This window comes from Pediococcus sp. EKM201D (assembly GCF_011800215.1).
In the GTDB taxonomy this organism is placed as follows: domain Bacteria; phylum Bacillota; class Bacilli; order Lactobacillales; family Lactobacillaceae; genus Pediococcus; species Pediococcus pentosaceus.
Window position 1 is genome coordinate 268255 of sequence record NZ_JAALFK010000003.1, and the last position, 19013, is coordinate 287267.

The 19013-nt window shown below is 38.3% G+C and carries 16 protein-coding genes and 5 tRNA genes; 1 reads left to right on the forward strand and 20 read right to left on the reverse strand.

The features are described 5' to 3' along the window. Positions 1 to 58: 58 nt before the first annotated feature. From HFC68_RS06380 to HFC68_RS06425, 10 genes are all read right to left on the reverse strand, one after another. A complete protein-coding gene (locus HFC68_RS06380) occupies positions 59 to 970 on the reverse strand; it encodes a PTS system mannose/fructose/sorbose family transporter subunit IID (protein ID WP_002833234.1) in 912 nt (303 codons plus the stop codon). A 17-nt stretch (positions 971 to 987) separates the two neighbouring features. Continuing rightward, positions 988 to 1794, reverse strand: coding sequence for a PTS mannose/fructose/sorbose transporter subunit IIC (locus HFC68_RS06385; RefSeq protein ID WP_011673707.1), 807 nt, complete (start codon positions 1792 to 1794; stop codon positions 988 to 990). 27 nt (positions 1795 to 1821) lie between these two features. Next, complete coding sequence (locus tag HFC68_RS06390) at positions 1822 to 2793, reverse strand: mannose/fructose/sorbose PTS transporter subunit IIA (protein ID WP_002833231.1); 972 nt, start codon at positions 2791 to 2793, stop codon at positions 1822 to 1824. A gap of 488 nt (positions 2794 to 3281) precedes the next feature. Further along, positions 3282 to 3367 (reverse strand) — tRNA-Leu (locus tag HFC68_RS06395). A gap of 79 nt (positions 3368 to 3446) precedes the next feature. Beyond that, positions 3447 to 3893: a SprT family protein gene (locus HFC68_RS06400; RefSeq protein ID WP_011673708.1), complete on the reverse strand. Its 447-nt coding sequence runs from the start codon at positions 3891 to 3893 to the stop codon at positions 3447 to 3449. 1 nt (position 3894) lies between these two features. Beyond that, on the reverse strand, positions 3895 to 6063 hold the full coding sequence (locus tag HFC68_RS06405) for a Tex family protein (protein WP_011673709.1): 2169 nt from the start codon (positions 6061 to 6063) through the stop codon (positions 3895 to 3897). Between the two features lie 90 nt (positions 6064 to 6153). Further along, entirely contained in the window at positions 6154 to 6588 is a 435-nt protein-coding gene (locus HFC68_RS06410; RefSeq protein ID WP_011673710.1) for a hypothetical protein, read from the reverse strand. Between the two features lie 12 nt (positions 6589 to 6600). Next, the gene (locus HFC68_RS06415; RefSeq protein WP_167399726.1) at positions 6601 to 9252 is read right to left on the reverse strand and encodes a cation-translocating P-type ATPase; all 2652 of its coding nucleotides are present in this window, start codon (positions 9250 to 9252) and stop codon (positions 6601 to 6603) included. Positions 9253 to 9479: 227 nt separating this feature from the next. Then, a complete protein-coding gene (gene nadE, locus HFC68_RS06420; RefSeq protein ID WP_011673712.1) occupies positions 9480 to 10298 on the reverse strand; it encodes an ammonia-dependent NAD(+) synthetase in 819 nt (272 codons plus the stop codon). A 17-nt stretch (positions 10299 to 10315) separates the two neighbouring features. Next, complete coding sequence (locus HFC68_RS06425) at positions 10316 to 11779, reverse strand: nicotinate phosphoribosyltransferase (RefSeq protein ID WP_011673713.1); 1464 nt, start codon at positions 11777 to 11779, stop codon at positions 10316 to 10318. A gap of 107 nt (positions 11780 to 11886) precedes the next feature. Between HFC68_RS06425 and HFC68_RS06430 the strand changes: the two genes are divergently transcribed. Next, on the forward strand, positions 11887 to 12618 hold the full coding sequence (locus tag HFC68_RS06430; protein ID WP_002833224.1) for a WecB/TagA/CpsF family glycosyltransferase: 732 nt from the start codon (positions 11887 to 11889) through the stop codon (positions 12616 to 12618). Positions 12619 to 12645: 27 nt separating this feature from the next. Here HFC68_RS06430 and HFC68_RS06435 read toward each other — a convergent pair whose 3' ends face one another. From HFC68_RS06435 to HFC68_RS06480, 10 genes are all read right to left on the reverse strand, one after another. Continuing rightward, positions 12646 to 13347 carry a GntR family transcriptional regulator gene (locus HFC68_RS06435; protein WP_002833223.1) on the reverse strand — a complete coding sequence of 234 codons (702 nt, stop codon included), beginning with the start codon at positions 13345 to 13347 and terminating at the stop codon, positions 12646 to 12648. A 26-nt stretch (positions 13348 to 13373) separates the two neighbouring features. Beyond that, positions 13374 to 14516: an N-acetylglucosamine-6-phosphate deacetylase gene (gene nagA / locus HFC68_RS06440; RefSeq protein ID WP_002833222.1), complete on the reverse strand. Its 1143-nt coding sequence runs from the start codon at positions 14514 to 14516 to the stop codon at positions 13374 to 13376. A 65-nt stretch (positions 14517 to 14581) separates the two neighbouring features. Next, positions 14582 to 15373: a pyrroline-5-carboxylate reductase gene (gene proC, locus HFC68_RS06445; protein ID WP_002833221.1), complete on the reverse strand. Its 792-nt coding sequence runs from the start codon at positions 15371 to 15373 to the stop codon at positions 14582 to 14584. 215 nt (positions 15374 to 15588) lie between these two features. Beyond that, positions 15589 to 15660, reverse strand: a tRNA-Gln gene (locus tag HFC68_RS06450). Positions 15661 to 15663: 3 nt separating this feature from the next. After that, a tRNA-Tyr gene (locus HFC68_RS06455) sits at positions 15664 to 15749 on the reverse strand. 88 nt (positions 15750 to 15837) lie between these two features. Continuing rightward, entirely contained in the window at positions 15838 to 16653 is an 816-nt protein-coding gene (locus tag HFC68_RS06460; RefSeq protein WP_011673714.1) for a metallophosphoesterase, read from the reverse strand. Positions 16654 to 16657: 4 nt separating this feature from the next. Next, entirely contained in the window at positions 16658 to 17191 is a 534-nt protein-coding gene (locus HFC68_RS06465; RefSeq protein ID WP_011673715.1) for a dihydrofolate reductase family protein, read from the reverse strand. Positions 17192 to 17258: 67 nt separating this feature from the next. Further along, positions 17259 to 18725 (reverse strand): peptide MFS transporter, encoded by a 1467-nt coding sequence (locus HFC68_RS06470; protein WP_002834588.1) that lies wholly within the window; start codon positions 18723 to 18725, stop codon positions 17259 to 17261. Between the two features lie 92 nt (positions 18726 to 18817). Continuing rightward, positions 18818 to 18890 (reverse strand) — tRNA-Thr (locus tag HFC68_RS06475). Between the two features lie 48 nt (positions 18891 to 18938). Beyond that, a tRNA-Asn gene (locus HFC68_RS06480) sits at positions 18939 to 19011 on the reverse strand. Positions 19012 to 19013: the final 2 nt, after the last annotated feature.

Consider the following 19013-nt stretch of genomic DNA (forward strand, 5'->3'; position numbering starts at 1 on the left):
TCACCAAAAATTTTAATAAAAAAAGCCTAGGCCATAGCCCAGACTTAATTTAAGTTTATTACATAACGTGGAGTACGTGAAGTACAACACCAACGATGAATAAACCAAAGATAACAACGATAGGAGAAACACCCTTCTTAAGTAACCACATGCAAAGAAGTGTTAGAAGTAATCCAGCAAGTCCTGGAATTAATTGATCCAAGTTATCTTGCAATGTTGTAACTTTTTCTGGAGTTAATGAAAGACCAGCAGCTTGTTGTTGCAATGCTTCTTGAATTCCTTTAGCACCACTTGGAAGGTTTGCCCAGTCGATGTAAGCACCTTTACTTTGTTTAACAGTTGAAACAACTGGTGTGAACTTAACAGTAACCCAACGGTTAATCAATGAACCAAGGATAAACATACCCAAGATTGAAGCACCTTTAGTAACGTCTTGTAGTAAACCACCAGACATGTCTTCTGTAATCTTTGAACCAGCTTTATAACCAAATTCTTGTGTATACCATGTGAATCCCATACGAATAGCATTCCAAAGTACGAAGTAAAGAATTGGTCCAAGGATGTTACCACCCAAAGCAAGTGAAGCAGCTAAAGCACCAATAATTGGCTTAACTGTAAACCAGAATACCGGATCACCAACACCGGCAAGAGGTCCCATCATACCAACTTTAACCCCTTGAATCGCAACGTCATCAATAGGAGCACCATTAGCACGTTCTTCTTCAAGAGACATTGTTACACCAAGGATAGGTGCAGCTAAGTATGGATGAGTATTAAAGAATTCCATGTGACGTGTCAAAGCTGCGGCACGGTCTTCTTTTGTCTTGTATAACTTTTTAAGAGCTGGGATTAATGTATATGCCCAACCACCATTTTGCATACGTTCGTAGTTCCATGAACCTTGAAGGAATGTTGAACGTAACCAAACATGAATACGATCTTTTTTAGTTAATTGAACTTTTTCTTGCATTTTCTGTTGGCCTCCTTTTAGTATTTATCAATTATATCGCCGAGCGGATCACCGGAACCTGAGTTGCCTCCGTTACTTGAACCACCCATTTTTGAAAGGGTTAAGTAGATAAGAGCCAAAGCAATACCGATTGTACCTAAAGCGATAAGTGTCAAATCAGGGATAGTTGCTAAAACGAAACCAAGCGCGAAGAAAGGCCAAACTTCTTTAGTAGCCATCATGTTGATAACCATTGCATAACCAACGGCAACAACCATACCACCACCAACTGATAGACCGTCTGTCAACCAAGCAGGCATAGCAGCAAGTAAACTACGTACGGGACCAGCACCGATTGCAAGAATCAATCCAGCTGGGATAGCGATACGTAAACCTTGCATACAGATAGCAACATAGTGCCATGCTTCAAGTTTACCGAAGCTACCTTCTTTAGCAGCAGCATCCATAACGTGAACGATAAGAGTTGCAAGTGTACGAGCAATGATTGTTAATAATAGTCCAGCTACAGCTAAAGGAACAGCAAGAGCGATAGCTGATGAAACACCAGCTTTACCTTGGCCACCTAAAACTAAAATAATAGCAGAAGCTACAGAAGCCAAAGCAGCATCAGGAGCTACAGCAGCCCCAACGTTAGCCCAACCAAGAGCGATCATTTGAAGTGAACCACCTAAGATAAGGCAAGGTACTAAGTTACCAGTTACTAAGCCGATTAAAGTACATGCGATTACTGGTTGATGGAAATGGAATTGATCCAAGATACCTTCCACACCAGCTAAAAACGCTACGATAACGACTAAAATCATTTGAATTGCATTCAATGCCATGATTATTAATCCTCCGTTATAATTAAATTATTTTTTTGCGTTAAGCTCATCTTGAGCTTTCTTCATAATTGCATCCATATTGTCTTTTGAATCGGTTGGAACTTTACGAACATCAAGTTCAACGTTCATGTCTTCCAACTTCTTGTAAGTATCAATATCATTTTGGTCAAAAGCCAATACCTTATTAGGTTGAACTTTACCAGGTGAATGTGCCATTGAACCAACGTTTAATGACTTAAGTGGAACGCCACCTTCGATTGCTCTCAAAGCATCTTGTGGTGTTTCAAATAATAGCATGGCACGGGTTCCACCAAAATGTTGATCATCCTTAGCAAGTTTAATCATTTGATCAATAGGAACGATATGAGCCTTAACTCCTGATGGAGCAGCTTGCTTGATCATTGAAGAACGAAGTTCATCTTTAGCAACGTTATCAGAAACAACGATGATTCGATCTGGTTTAGTCGTCTTTGTCCAAGCTGTAGCAACTTGTCCATGAAGTAAACGAGTATCGATACGAGCTAAGACATAATCGAAGTGTCCTGGACGACCAGAAGCAACTTGTGCGCTTTCTGCTGCCTTTGGAGCTTCTTCTGGTTGAAGAGCTTCGGGACGAACCTTAACCCCTTCTTTAGCAGTTTCAATGATATGAGCAGCAATTTCTTGTGCTGATTCCATTGATAAACGTGAAGCATAAGCTTCGATTAGCATTGGCAAGTTCAAACCGGCAACGATTGCCCATTTGTCCTTGTGTTCTTCAAACAAGTTGTTAACTTGATTAAATGGAGTGCCTCCCCATAGGTCGACTAAGAATAATACTTCGTCTTGGTTACTAAAAGAAGCAACTGCTTCTTGAAGTTTTGCTCTGATATCGTCAGGGCCTTCACTTGGCATTAATGTAACAGCTTTAACGTCTTCTTGTTCACCGAAGATCATTGAACCTGATTGCAAAATACCTTTAGCAAATTCGCCGTGACTAGCAATGATAATTCCAACCATCTGTCTGTATACCTCCCATATTATATTGTTACAGCTTAATCAAAAAATAAATAAAATAAGTTCTAAAACCTGTAACTTAAATCTAAATTGAACGTTTATTCGTTTGGAAACCAACTTAAATTAAAATTTTCAAAAAACGCTTTCAATTATCTAGGATAAAAGATGGGACTGATTAATCCCATCGTGTTTTTCAAAGTTTAAGTTTTAATTTAAAATGGCTTCTCCTCAGATAAACATCCATCCATCAAAGTGGTTAAACCCGCTTCGATGTGCGAAACACATTGATAATTCAACATATTTTGCATTCACCTATATATAAGCAAATACCGTGCCAAAATACACTAATGATTAAATACCGTAGAATCAGCATTCTTATTAATACACATCGATACTAATACACTAATTGTGTATTAAAAAGTGTGTCAATATTGAAACAGTTCTTAGAAACACAAAAAGGACTCCTATTTCTAGGAGTCCTTTTTTATTGATGCGGCCAAGAGGGTTCGAACCTCCACCCGAGTAAATTCGGACAGGATCCTTAATCCTGCGCGTCTGCCAGTTCCGCCATGGCCGCAAAAGCTTACTAGATAATAGTATCAAATCTACCTACTGCTAGCAAGACTTTTTTTACGTTTTATTTTAAAAAATCTAATTTATAATAATTTGAGTCGTCCGCGACACTTGCTACACACATACTTGCGTGTATTAATCCGCCTTTGTCGGGGGTATTGTAATCCACAACCTTGGCATTGATATAGTAACTTGGGAGGAGTTCGCCGACGCTTAGAGGTGGTTGGAGCATACCTTAATCCTCCCACCGCTCGTAACAACTGCTGAAAATGTGGGTTTCGATGATCTGGTTTCTCGTTTAACATATGCACAAAATAATGCACTAGTTCATGTTTAATAACCCCGATCAAGGTCGCTTCATCGAATTCTTCCAGCATCAACGGATTAATATCAATATGATGATCATTTAGATGATAGCGACCACCAGTGGTTTTTAAACGTTGATTAAAGACCACCTTATACGGAAAACTTTTGCCAAAGGACTCTTGAGCAATGCGTTGAGTTAATTGTTGCAATTCTAAATCTGTCATTTTAATCCTTAGGAATCATTGTTAATTGAATTCGGTGGCGTTCAACGTCTACACTTTCAACCCAAACTTTAACAATATCCCCGACCGCAACCACATCGCTGGGTTGCTTTACAAAACCTTTCTTTAGTTTTGAGATGTGGACTAAACCGTCCTGTTTAACCCCAATATCTACAAATGCTCCGAAATCAATTACATTTCGTACTGTCCCTTGAAGTTCCATCCCTGGTTTAAGGTCCTCTAGCGTTAGAACATCTGATCGAAGTAATGGCGCCGGCATTTCATCTCGCAAATCACGTCCCGGTTTCTGTAATTCGGCGATAATATCAGCTAAAGTTTCCCAGCCAACGTTAAGCTGTTCAGCGACTGCTTTAACCTGCACTCCCTGTAGTTTTTCGTTAACTTCCGCTTTACCAATGTCTTGCAATTTTAGTCCCAATAACTGCACTAATTGTTTAACAACTGCATAACTTTCAGGATGGATTCCGGTATTATCCAAAATATCATCTCCATCAACAATTCTCAAAAAACCAATTGCTTGTTCATAGGCTTTAGGTCCTAAGCGAGGGACTTTTTTTAATTGTTTGCGAGAATGATAGCTTCCATTTTCCTCTCGAAAATTAACAATATTTTTAGCGGTTGTTTTAGTTAACCCCGAAATATGGGTTAGCAACTCTGGGCTAGCAGTATTTAAATTAACTCCAACTTGGTTAACGGCCGTTTCAACGACGTTATCAAGTTGTTCATGTAAATCTTTTTGCGCAACATCATGTTGATATTGACCGACTCCAACTGCTTGAGGATCGATCTTAATCAATTCTGCTAAAGGATCTTGTAAGCGTCGTCCAATACTAATCGCACTTCTTTCTTCAACTTGAAGATCTGGAAATGCCTCTCGGGCTTCGTTACTAGCAGAATAAACTGACGCTCCTGCTTCATTGACAATTACATAATAGATGGGACGCTTAATTTCTTTAATTAAATTAGCTACAAATTCTTCTGATTCGCGACTTGCTGTTCCGTTTCCAATTGCAATCATTTCAACTTGGTACTTCTCAATGAAATCTTTTAATTGTTTTCCGGCTTTAGCTCGTTTTTCCATTGAAGCTGGTTTATGTGGATAAATCACTAATTTATCTAAAAATTTACCGTTCTCATCAATAACCGCCAACTTACAACCGGTCCGATAAGCTGGGTCAAAACCTAAGACTACTTTTCCCTTTAGAGGAGCTTGCATCAAGAGATGGTATAAGTTTTCACCAAACACCTTAATAGCCTGTTGGTCGCCCATAGCAGTCAGTTCTGCACGTAATTCACGTTCAATTGCTGGGCCAATAAAACGTTTATAAGCATCTTGATATGCATCTTCGACTATACCAACTGCTTCGCCGGTCTTTTTACCAATCAAACGAAAGTGAAGGTATCGTTCGATTCCTTGAGGATCAACCTCAATTTTAGCTCGTAGGACCTTTTCTTTTTCGCCTCGGTTAATCGCTAAAATTTGGTGGGAGGCCACTTGATTCAGTTTTTCACTGAAGTCATAGTAAATCCCATAAACACCGTTCTCATCAATTGCTTGGCCCTTGGGCTTTATTTCTGCCGTTAATCGTCCATTTTTTTTGGTATAACTTCGCACCCATTCACGGATATCAGCCTGGTCCGAGAAGGCTTCGGCTAATATTTCGTGAACTCCTGCTAAAACATCGTCAACACTATTAAGATCCTGTTCTGGATTAATCGCACTTTGAAGTTGCTTAGCTAAAGTTCCTTGTGGAAAACCCAAAATCCAGGTTGCAATCGGTTCTAAACCTGCTTCCTTAGCAATTGTCGCTTTCGTCCGCCGTTTTTGTTTGTAGGGTAAATACAAGTCTTCTACCGTTTGTAGGGCGTCGGCTGTACGAATCTTTTGCGCCAATTCTGGAGTTAATTTTTGTTGATCTTCAATATTTTTTAAAACATCGGCTTTTCTTTTTTCAAGTGTTTCAGTCTGATGGTACGTTGCTTGAATTTCCCGAATTTGAACTTCATCTAAACTTTGAGTTCGTTCTTTTCGATACCGAGCGATAAAGGGAACTGTATTTCCATCCTCTAGCATTTCTAGTGTAGCTTTAATTTGATTTGCTCGATAATCTTTTAACTTAGTTCCGACAATTTTTAAAATTTTTTCTTCCAAAATCATTTTCTCCCATTATCTTAATAATCTAACAAGAAGAGGCTGAGGAACCAACTTCTCCCTCAACCTCTCATGTTGCTATATTAAACATTATGCAAGCAGCATATTCATAATTCTAGTTAACGTCTTGGTAATTTGGCCCATAATTTCTGCTTGAGCCTTTTCAGAAGCATTAAAATCTTCAGCATTAACTTTTTTAGCTTCTGGATTAATCGTATCCACCATTTTTTGACATTCTTCAATATATCGAAGATAATCATGTTTCAAATTTTGGTGTTTCCCGATAAATTTGATAGGAGCTTGCATTTCTGTAAGTTCTTTTTCAATTGAACGGTAGTTATCTGTAGCCAGCTGAAATTGATTCTTAATTTCTGCTAATTTAACTTGATCTAGATCAGCAACTTGTCCCAACTGCATCCATTTTTTTAGTTCTTGAAAGAATGGATCGACCTGGTCTCCTGTTTGTTCAAGTATTTCAGTTAATTTGGAAATTGTACCAGCATAAGTTTGAATATTAGCTCTCATTTAATCTCTCCACTATTTTTTTAAAGTACGTTGTATTAATTTTACCACTTCGACAATCACAATCATCGATAATGATGCAAAAATTACAATCATCCATTGGTGGAGATTTAGGTTGCTAACATGGAATAAATCATTTAATCCTGGCACCACAATTGTTGCGGCTAATAGCACAAACGAAATTACAATTGACCAATTGAAGAACTTATTTTTTAGCGTTGTTGCACTAAAAATAGAACCATGAACTGATTTTGAGTTAAACGCATGAAATAGTTGGATTAAGCCTAATGTTGCAAAGGCCATTGTTAACGCATCTGCGTGAATTTGAGTAGCCGTAGCATGATCTGGAAAACGGAGTGCCATCGCATAAACAAATAAAGTAATAGCCCCTTCTAAAATTCCTTGGTAAATCACATTACTAGCCACGCCTCCTGATAGGAAGCTTGTATTTTTACCACGCGGTTTTTGTTTCATCGCGTCTTTTTCAGCTGGTTCAAGTCCTAACGCAATAGCAGGGAACGTATCAGTGACCAGATTAATCCACAAAATATGAACCGGCGCTAGAATTTGCCATCCCATCATGGTCATTACGAACAAAGTTAATACTTCACCTAAATTAGCCGACAAAAGATACTGAATTGCCTTTTGGATATTAGCAAAAACTTTTCGTCCTTCCTCTACAGCAACTACGATGGTGGCAAAGTTATCATCTGCAAGGACCATATCACTGGCCCCCTTGGAAACTTCAGTACCAGTGATTCCCATTGCCACTCCAATATCTGCCTGTTTCAGGGATGGGGCATCATTAACTCCATCACCAGTCATGGCGACAATCTTCCCCTTTTTTTGCCAAGCATTTACAATTCTAACTTTATGTTCTGGTGCCACTCGTGCGTATACAGCATATTTATCTACATTTCGAGCTAGTTCTTCATCCGTTTGTTGATCAAGTTCGGCTCCCGTGATTACAGCTGTATCAACTTCATCTTCATCAATCATTCCTAAACGTTTGGCAATCGCTCCCGCTGTATCACGATGATCACCAGTAATCATTAAGGTCCGGATTCCTGCTTGTTGGGCTTCTTTAACAGCTTGTGCAACTTCGGTCCGTTCTGGATCAATCATTCCAATTAAACCAGCAAAAATTAAATCTTTTTCCACAGTTTCACTATCTAAGGCTGTAGGAATTTCGTCTAAAATCTGGTAAGCAAATCCTAATACTCGAATAGCTTGTGTAGCTAGTTTGTGATTTGTCGCCCGAATTAGTTTGATTTCAGCATCATTCATTGGGAGAATTTGGTTCTTTTCCACATATTGAGTAGTTCGTTTCAACAACTCATCTGGAGCACCCTTCACTGTTAAAAGATATCTTCCATCTTCCAAAGCATTAATAGTAGACATCAATTTTCTTTCGGAGTCAAATGGAACCTCAGCCACCCGTGGATAACTTTTAATAACTTCGTCCGCTTGATAATTTTTGGAATCATTGAATGCAATCAAGGCGGTTTCCGTAGGATCACCGATCAATTCTCCCTCAATTTTTTTAGTATCATTATTTAAAATCATTAAATCGTATAGCTTTTGTTTAGTATCTGGAATAACCTCTTCGGCATTCAGGAGTTGGTTATCCACAAATACTTTTTCCACAGTCATTTTATTTTGGGTCAATGTCCCTGTCTTATCTGAAGCAATAATTTCAGTACTTCCCAAAGTTTCGACTGCTGGTAATTTTCGAATAATAGCATGTCTTTTAGCCATCCGCTGCGTTCCCAGTGCTAGAGTAATCGTAACAATAGCTGGTAATCCTTCTGGGATAGCCGCTACAGCTAAAGAAATTGCTGTTAATAACATGTCAATTAAGGTTTCTTGTCCACGTAACATCCCTACTATGAATACTACCACCGCAATACCTAAAATTAGCCAAGTTAAAGTTTTACTCAACTTAATCAGGTTCCGTTGCAACGGAGTAATGGTTTCTTCGGCATTATTAATTAAGTCGGCAATTCGCCCAACTTCAGTTTGCATTCCCGTTCCAGTAACCACACCTAGTCCACGACCAAACGTTACATTACTATTCATAAATGCCATGTTTTTACGATCACCTAGTGCCGGATTTTCTCCCTCAATGGGAGCAACTGCTTTATTTACTGGTACAGATTCACCCGTTAGTGCAGCTTCCTCCATCTTAATTGAAGCAGATTCAATTAATCTTAAATCTGCTGGAACGATATCACCAGCTTCGAGCAGAACGATATCGCCCGGGACTAAATCCTCACTTTTTATCGTTTGTACTCTTCCATCTCGGCGAACATGCGCTTGAGGAGCAGCTAAACTTTTCAGTGCGTCAATCGCTTCCTCAGCCTTGGCTTCTTGGAATACTCCAAAAACCGCATTTAAAATAACTACTAGCATGATGATCATTGCATCCACTCCTTCGCCAACAAAGACGGAGATCAGGGCTGCAATCATCAATACGATAATCATCAAATCTTTAAACTGTTCAATAAACTTCTGTAAAAGAGTGGTTTTCTTTTTGGTTGCTAAAACATTTTTTCCGTATTGTTCAGTTCTTTTTTGAACCTCACTAGCAGATAAACCACGCTCTTTATTACTTTGTTCCTGCTTCAAAACCTCTTCTACCGTTAACTGCCATTGCTCTTTGTGCATAATTCCCTTTCCTCCTAGCTATTTTTTAATGCTGGGTATGAAAAAAGACCCATGTGCGCAAGGAATCTTTTCCCACACACATGAGTCTCACTAAATTAAGATAATACCAGATTTATTCTTGTTGGTGATATTATCGCAGATAGTCTGCAAGTTACTCCCTCATGTCTACAATTTGATTATAACCGACCATTCAAACTAATTACAAGCTAAACCCCTTCTCTTAATAATTAGTTGTCGAAAACCGTATAAGGTAAAACTCGTTTATGAGCCGTCCGTTTATACCAACCTTCAATTTTGTCAGCCGCTTCAGAACTAATTTCGCGACCTTCCAGATAGTTGTCAATATCGTCGTAAGTAACCCCTAAGGCCACTTCGTCAGGCAACGCTGGACGCTCCTCTTCTAAATCAGCCGTTGGGGTCTTTTCATAAAGTTCAACCGGTGCGTTGAGCTCTTTTAGCATTGCCTTTCCTTGTCGCTTATCCAAGCGCCAAAGAGGGATAATATCAGCTCCGCCATCACCAAATTTAGTATAAAATCCCGTAACAGATTCTGCAGCATGATCGGTTCCAATTACAATTCCAGCATTACTTCCCGCAATACCATATTGAGCAATCATCCGTTCACGAGCTTTGATATTCCCTTTGTTAAAATCAGAAATTTTTAAATCATTAGCTTCCAACGCAGCAACCATGGCATCTGCCGCTGGTTTGATATCAATTCGAACTACTTCATCGGCTTGCATAAATTCGATTGCTTTCATTGCATCGGATTCATCCGCTTGCACACCATAGGGCAAGCGAACTGCAATGAACCGGTAGTCTTGAATACCCGTTTCTTCCCGTAATTCACGAACCGCAATTTCAGCTAACGCACCGGCAAGGGTTGAATCCTGTCCACCTGAGATTCCGAGCACTAAGGAACGTAAACTAGGAACTTTTTTTAGATAATTTTTCATAAAATCTACACTACGACGAATTTCCTGTTTTGGGTCAATCGTCGGTTGAACCTTTAAAGTTTCAATAATCTCTTTTTGTAATTCTCGCAATTTTATCACCTAGTTTGTTAAAATTTTAGTTTCCCAACATATTCACGGACTCGCTTGATAATAGCAACTTTATTGTCGTAGCAATCTTGTGAAAGATCCACCGGATAATCTTGTGGATTTAAATCCCGTTTGTACTCATCCCACAGAGAATCCAAACTACGACGAGCAAATTCTTTAATCTCAGCCAAACTTGGTCGATCATAAACTAATTTACCATCTTCAAAAATGGTTTGTAAAACTGGACGAGCTTTAAAATCAGTGACCGTTTTATTAATATACGTGTAGTTCGGATGGAACATGTATAGAGACTCTTCTACTCGAGGATCTTCATCCCAAAGAGTAATATAGTCACCTTCCGATTTTCCATCTGAGTTTCTTGAAATACGCCAAACTTGTTTTTTACCTGGAGTAGAAACTTTCTCAGCATTATTTGATAATTTGATGGTATCCACCATTTTACCGTCACGTTCAATTGACACCATCTTATAAACTGCACCTAGCGCTGGTTGATCATATGCCGTAATCAACTTAGTACCAACGCCCCAAACTTCAATCTTAGCTCCCTGCATCTTCAAGTTTTGGATTGTTTTTTCATCTAAATCATTCGATGCAAAAATTTTAGCATTAGGGAAACCTGCTTCATCTAATTGTTCACGAACACGTTTCGATAAATAGGCCATGTCACCACTGTCAATTCGAACTCCTAAGAAATTAATCTTATCGCCCATTTCTTTTGCTACGCGAATAGCATTAGGTACCCCACTTTTTAATGTATCAAATGTATCTACTAGAAAAACACAATCACGGTGAGTTGTCGCATACGCTTTGAAAGCATCATAATCATTCATGTAATATTGAACCAATGCATGCGCGTGTGTCCCACTTACTGGAATTCCAAATTTCTTACCGGCCCGTACATTACTGGTAGCATCGAAGCCACCAATGTAAGCAGCGCGAGTTCCCCAAAGGGCAGCATCCATTTCTTGCGCACGCCGAGTACCAAATTCAAGTAACTTGTCTGAACCAACTACCGACTTAATGCGAGCCGCTTTTGTAGCAATTAAGGTTTGGTAATTGACAATATTCAATAACGCTGTTTCAATTAATTGACAGTCGGCAAGTGGCCCTTCGACTTGTAAAATAGGTTCGTTGTTGAAAACTAGGTCGCCTTCAACTGCAGAACGAATTGTACCTCTAAAATGAAAATCTTTAAGGTAAGCTAAAAAATCGTCTGGATAACCAGCCACATCCTTTAAATATTCAATATCGCTCTCTGAAAAATGTAAGTTACTGATATAATCAATAATGCGGTCTAATCCAGCAAAAACAGCATACCCATTATCAAATGGCATATTTCTGAAAAACACTTCAAAGATCGCCGTCTTGTTGTGAATTCCTTTATTCCAATAGGTTTGGATCATATTGATTTGATACGCATCTGTATGCAAAGTTAATGTGTCATCTGGAAACTCTTTTACCATGATGATTATGCTCCTACTCTTTTATGTTTTTATTTAATCTAACAATACAGTTGTTTTAATTTTATCATTTATACATTAAATCGCAATTTTTAATCTAGGAGACCCTTATGAAATATAATTTTGTTAATATTCTCGGATTTAATTTTCTGAATGTCACTAAATCACAGTTTTTAAAACAAGTTGAAGAAGATCTTCTTCAACATCAAAATCGTTTTATCATCACTGCTAATCCGGAAATCATCATGTTTGCTCGCAAAAATCCTAATTACGCAAAAATTGTGCGTTCTGCTGATTATTTAGTTCCTGATGGGATTGGAATCGTTAAAGCATCCAAGTTCACGAAAACGCCGTTGACAGAGCGAGTAACTGGATATGATGTCTTTACTGAACTCATGCAGTGGGCCAATGAACATCATTCCAAAGCCTACTTCTTAGGTGGGAAACCTGCCGTAATCAAAAAAGTTGTTCATAAAGTTCATCATGAACATCCTGGTATTAATTTGGTTGGTTATCACGACGGCTATTTCAAAGATTCCCTTCCGATTATTGACGAAATTAAAGAACTTCAACCTGAAATAGTTTTTGTAGCTACAGGTTTTCCAAAACAAGAGGAATTTATTGCTAAATATCGTCATTTTACCCCAGCAATCTGGATGGGAATCGGTGGTAGCTTTGACGTCTACGCCGGAACTGTTAAACGGGCTCCTGAATTTTGGCAAAAACATAACGTTGAGTGGTTATATCGTTTATTAAGTGACCCTAAACGAATCAAACGCCAAATAGTATTACCGATTTTTATGATGGAAGCCTTTAAAGCAAATAAAAAGAAGGAAAAATAGGATTAGCCTATTCTTCCTTCTTTTTTATTAACGATTTAAATAAAATTCAAAACGTTCGCCTACATACTGAGTACGTACATATTCAAACGGTGTACCATCTTGAGCATACGATAATTGATGTAAACGTAGAATTGCATCGCCACGTTTAATATCTAAATACTCTGACACTTTTTCAGAAGCCAACATCGCCGAGACGGTTTGTTCCGCACGTCCAATCATCAACCCTGCTTTTTCTTCCAGAGTTTTATAAAGTGATTTAGTCACTTCAGATTTACTAAAATCACTAACTAGCTTTTCTGGAATAGTTGCCGTTTCATAACAAATTGGAACAGCGTCAGCAAATCGAATACGCTCCATCCGCAATACTAGATCACCATCATTTAACTGTAATTTTTCAATTTCACTTAAAGAAGGTTCACTAGTATGGTACGAAATTGTCCGACTAGACGGCTTTTTACCTTGAGCCTCCGTTAATTCCGTAAAACTAGTAACTCCTGAAACCTTTTCTTGAACTTTCTGACTAGCAACATAGGTTCCCGAACCCACCTTACGTTCCAAAATTCCCTCATCAACCAAAGTTGAAATAGCTTGGCGAAGAGTCATTCGACTTACACTAAATTCTGTAGAAAGTTCACGTTCAGCTGGAATTCGCTCTCCCACTTTCCATTTCCCGGCTTCAATCGCCTTTTTGATTTCATTATGAATTTGAATATATACCGGTGAATTCATTCTTGTACCCCTATAATGTTTGACTATTAGTCTTCTTTAGAAAACTTTTTCCCGTAACTATATGTTTCCAATTTGTTAAGGTTGCTATCAAAGACGTTGATATCTGCATCCTTACCAACTTCAAGTGTTCCCTTTGAATCCAAACCAAATTCGCGAGCTTGGTTAACTGAGCTCATTTGTACAGCTTCAGCAATTCCGCAATTAAAGAAACGCATTGCATTTCTAAATGCATCATCAAATGCAAGTACAGAACCAGCTAATGTACCATCTTCCAAACGTGCTTGTTTGTCTTTAACGTAAACTTTTTGTCCACCAAGTTCACTTTCACCTTCAGCAAATCCTTTAGCCCGCATTGAATCTGTAACTAGGTCAATTCGTTCTGGTCCCTTAACTTCGTATGCTAATTTAAGCATATCAGGAACGATATGGAAGCCATCACAAATTAATTCAGCGTAAATGTTGTCTTCTAACATAACGTGTCCAGTTACACCTGGTTCGCGATGCTTAAACTCACGTTGAGCATTGTAAAGATGAGTTGCATGAGTAACAGTACTATTTAGTAGTTCCGCACGAGTTGCGTCTGAATGACCCACTGAAGGCACAATTCCATGGTCTAAACAGTAAGCTTCAAAAGCATCAGATCCCTTATGTTCAGGTGCAATTGTAATCAACTTAACACGACCACCAGATAATTCATTCCATTTACCCAAAAGTTCTGCATCTGGATCCTTGATGTACTCTTCAGGTTGAGCACCCTTATACTTAGTAGAAATAAATGGTCCTTCCAAATGAACCCCTTGGATAACTGGGTTATCTTCAGCAGCTTTCGCAACCCCACGCATTGCTTTTTCAATGTTGGCATTTGATTGGGTCATTGTTGTACAAAAGAAGCTGGTAACCCCTTCGTTAACAACGGCTTTATTTACCATTTCATTGATTTGATCTGGATCACCATCCATGGCATCAAATCCGTATCCACCGTGTGTATGTACATCAATGAATCCTGGAACAATAATCTTTTCTCCAGCATAGAAAACTTGATCATCACCTTGGGCTTTGTATTCGCTCATTGGACCAACGGCTTCAATTTTTTTACCAAATCGAATGTAACCATCTTCAATTTTTTCTAAACCAGTATAAATAGTAGCATGACGCAAAACTGTACTCATGAATTTTCCTCCTAAATTTTTAATCTAAATCCATTATATATCGGTATAGACCAAAAAACAAGATTCTAATGATTGATTTCTTTTGCTACCGTAGCATCGATTCCCTTAACAACCGCTGGTGAAAAGCCTGCTTCTTCCATTGCTAGGAGTCCCGCTACTGTTGTACCACCTGGAGAAGATACTTTATCAATTAAGGCATACGGTATCTCATCGGATTTCAGAACCATTTCTGCGCTACCTTTGACCATTTGAGCAGCGATCTTTGTAGCAGAAGCCTTAGTTAATCCATGTTTAACTCCCGCCCGTGAAAGAGCATCAATAAACAAGTAAGCATAGGCAGGTGCACTACCAGCAATTGCTGAAAAAATTGGAAAGTCTTTTTCAGCAAGTTCCATTGTACTTCCAACAGTTTCAAAGATTTTAACCCCAGACTGAAATGGTTCCATTTTAAGATCACCATTAGCAACGACCGCTGTCATTCCTTCGCCAATTTCAACGTTAACATTCGGCATAATGCGTAAGATAGGTTGTTGCTCATCTAAGCTGGTCTGTAGATCTTCTATACTAATTCCTGATGCCAGTGAGACAACTAACTGATGATGATTTAAATCATCTCTGACTTCGTCTATAACCGTTTTTACTACGTATGGTTTAACCGCTATGACAATGATATCCGAATTTCTAACAAGTTCTTGGTTAGATTTTGTCGCTATTAGTTGATTCTTTTCTGCGAAAGGTCCATAACTTGATTGATGCGCACTGTGTACCAGTATATCTGTGCTTTCAAAATTATTTTTTAACAAACCCTTGATAATCGCTTTGGCCATATTACCTACACCAATAAATCCAATTTTCATAAAAAAAGCCCCCCATTGGTTATTTCATTTTGTTCTCCTTATCCTATCATTAACTAGGCCAATATTGAAAGCCTCCAATTAAAAATTTAAGCTATAAACCTCCAACTAATTACTAATACCATTCTAAAAACGAAACATATTAAAACTACCTGTGATTTATTGATTTAGATACAAAAAAACATCATATCATTGATATGATGTTTCTGAAAACTAGATTGGGCTAGCTGGGATCGAACCAGCGCATGACAGGATCAAAACCTGTTGCCTTACCGCTTGGCTATAGCCCAATATGGTGGAAGGGAGTGGATTCGAACCACCGAACCCGAAGGAGCGGATTTACAGTCCGCCGCGTTTAGCCAGACTTCGCTACCCTTCCATATAAGTTGTCGTCTTATCTATCCGACTTAATAATAATACCCAATCTCGAATAATTTTGCAAGCTTTTTTTTAAACTTTTTTCAAAATTATTTGAGATCGGTTATAAGCAATCGCTGAGTCCATTCAGTGAAGAAATCATCTGAACTCCACTCGTTGATTCGGTTGTTATGATAACCGACTGAATTATTATAATATATTCCATTAGACTTTGCAAGTGGTTTAAAATGATGATGTAAATGTCCTGATATCACCAATTCAGGCTGGTATGTTTCCAACAACTTTTCCATTCTTCTGCTCCCCGCCATTCCATTAATCATGTTCCAAAAGCGGGCATCTTCGGAATAATGAATATACTCATGTCTTACTGCAAAGTGAGTCATAAATAACACTTTTCTCCGACTGGCCTGCTGCATTTGTTGTTCAGTTTGCTTCAACACAATATTCATTCGTTCAATATCTGACATAGGCTGTTCAATTCCAGTATCAATCCAGAAAGACTTTTTCCAACGCCAAAACTGTTCGGTGGTTTTATCAACATTATCTGCAAACGTATAGTCGTACCACCCATTATTTCCAATAATACGCCATTTAGTCCCAGGAACGTCATAGAACTGGTTATGTAAGTATAATGGGCTTAAATTTGATTCTAATTGATTATAGTCGATATCGTTCAACATATCATGATTTCCGGCTATGAAAAAAACTTTAGTGTGTTCTCCCACTAATTCCTGTAGCTTTTCCACGTACTGCATGCTTCGATTAAATTTATTAAATAGGTCTCCTGCTATTAAATATACTCCCACATGTTGTTTTAAAAGATACTCGGCTTGTTTTTGAGCCATTTGATTTTCATCTATTTTGTTCACATCGAAATGATTGTCGCTAGTTGCTGCAATTTTCAAACTATTAACCTCTCTGATAAATCGAATATACTAATTCGTTTTTTTGATATACATCTATAAGACGGACCGGGACTTGCTCCTCTAATCGATCAAAAAGTCGAATACCTGATCCTAAAAAAATCGGGACCGTTGTTAAAATATATGTATCAATTAAATTGGCTTGCACGAGCGGATCAATAAGCTTAGCTCCTCCCACAATCCAAACGTCTTTTCCCTTCTCCTTTTGGATCCTTTTAACTAATTCTACTGGCGACTGTTTCCAGTATTTAATCTTATCTGTATCTTCCCCTAGGTGAGACGTAACAATATACGTCTGCCGATCTGCGTAAACATATTTTTCCGGAGATAATTTTTGTGTTACTTGTTCATAGGTAGTTCTTCCCATAATAACCGTATCTATTTTGGAATACATTTTCTCATAACTGTCATCACTTTCGGTACCATGGACATTTTTCTCCAACCAATCAACGGCACCTTGATCGTCAGCAATGTAATTATCAATACTCATTGCAATAAAAAGTATTACTTTTCTAGCCATAAATCCCTCCAAAATAAAAAGATGAACTAAGCATAACCTAGTTCATCTCTTGAATTCAAATATTTAATTATCTAATCCCTTGCATCTTCTTAGTAATCCATGGTGAACAAATTAATAGTACGAGTGCAAAGACTAGTGTTACAAGACCTAATACAATAAAGTAAGCTACTTCATGTCCTGGGTAGAAGCGAACTAACTGAGCGTTAATTGCTTGTCCAGCAGCATCGGCTAAGAACCACATACTCATCATTTGAGAAGCAAATGCAGCAGGTGCCAATTTGGTTGTTACAGATAAACCAATTGGTGAGATTAACATTTCACCAATTTCAACAATTGCCCAGCTACCAACTAACCAAAGAGCATTAACCTTACCATCAGTACCAAACATCAAACCAGGTAAAGCAATAAATAAGTATGATAGACCCGTAAATACAAGTCCATACGTAAATTTCTTAGGTGATGAAGGTTGCTTCTTACCTAACTTAGTCCATAGCCATGCAAAAATTGGTGTATAAAGCATGATGAATAATGGATTAAGGGACTGGAAGTTAGCGGGCGTAATATGCATCCAACCGTAGTTTAATTGAGTACGATCAGCAGCAAATAATGCTAAAACAACTGAACCTTGTTCTTCAATTGCCCAGAATAACGTTGCAGCGATAAATAATGGCACATAAGCCCATAAACGTGAACGTTCTGTTTTAGAAACCTTACTACTTGAAAACATGATGATAAAGTAAACAATTGGAGCAATAACAGCAATAATACTAATTAATAGAACAACATTATCAATTGTTAATGCATTAGCAACAAACATAACCACTAAAATTAATGCTAATACAATCACACCCATTAAAACTCGAAGACTAAATTTTTTGACTTCATCGGGTTGAATTGGATCTGATGGATATAAACTATCTTTATTTAAATATTTTTTACCATCAATATAATATTGGACTAATCCAAAGAACATACCAATTGCAGCTAATGAGAATCCAGCATGGAAACTCATATTAAAACCAACCCACGAAACAATTATGGGAGCTAATAAAGCACCTAGATTAATACCGAAAACAAAAATACTAAATCCGGCATCACGTCTCGTATCCTCCACGGAATATAGTGATCCAACCATTTCAGAAACATTTGGTTTTAACATACCAGTACCAGCAACAATTAAAGCAATTGATACTAGTAGGGCCGCCCCACCGAAAGGAAGTGAAAGTGCAATATGACCAAACATGATCAATACACCACCGTAAAATACGGTTTTTCGACTACCTAAAATTCGGTCACTGATAAACCCACCAGCAACACTAGCTAGATAAACCAGTGAACCATAAATGGCCATTACTGAAGCAGCAGTGGCTTGACTAAAGCCTAAACCACCCTTGGTTACAGCGTAATACATGTAATAAATTAAAATTGCACGCATACCGTAGTAACTGAAACGTTCCCACATTTCCGTGAAGAACAACGTCATTAATCCACGTGGTTGACCAAGAAATGCTGTATCCTTATCTTGTGTATTCAATTGTATATTTCCTCCATAATTTTCGCCTTAAAAACAAAGACTGTATATGAAAAAATGCGCCTTAACTTAACATTAAGGCGCATCCAAACAAATGCCGGCTAGGTGAGTCGAACACCTGACCTACGGTTTACGATACCGCCGCTCTACCAACTGAGCTAAGCCGGCATATAACAAAAGGATGCTAACTTTCCAGTTAACATCCATACAGCCTAACTCCGGCAGGCGGACTCGAACCGTCGACACCCTGATTAACAGTCAGATGCTCTACCAACTGAGCTATGCCGGAAT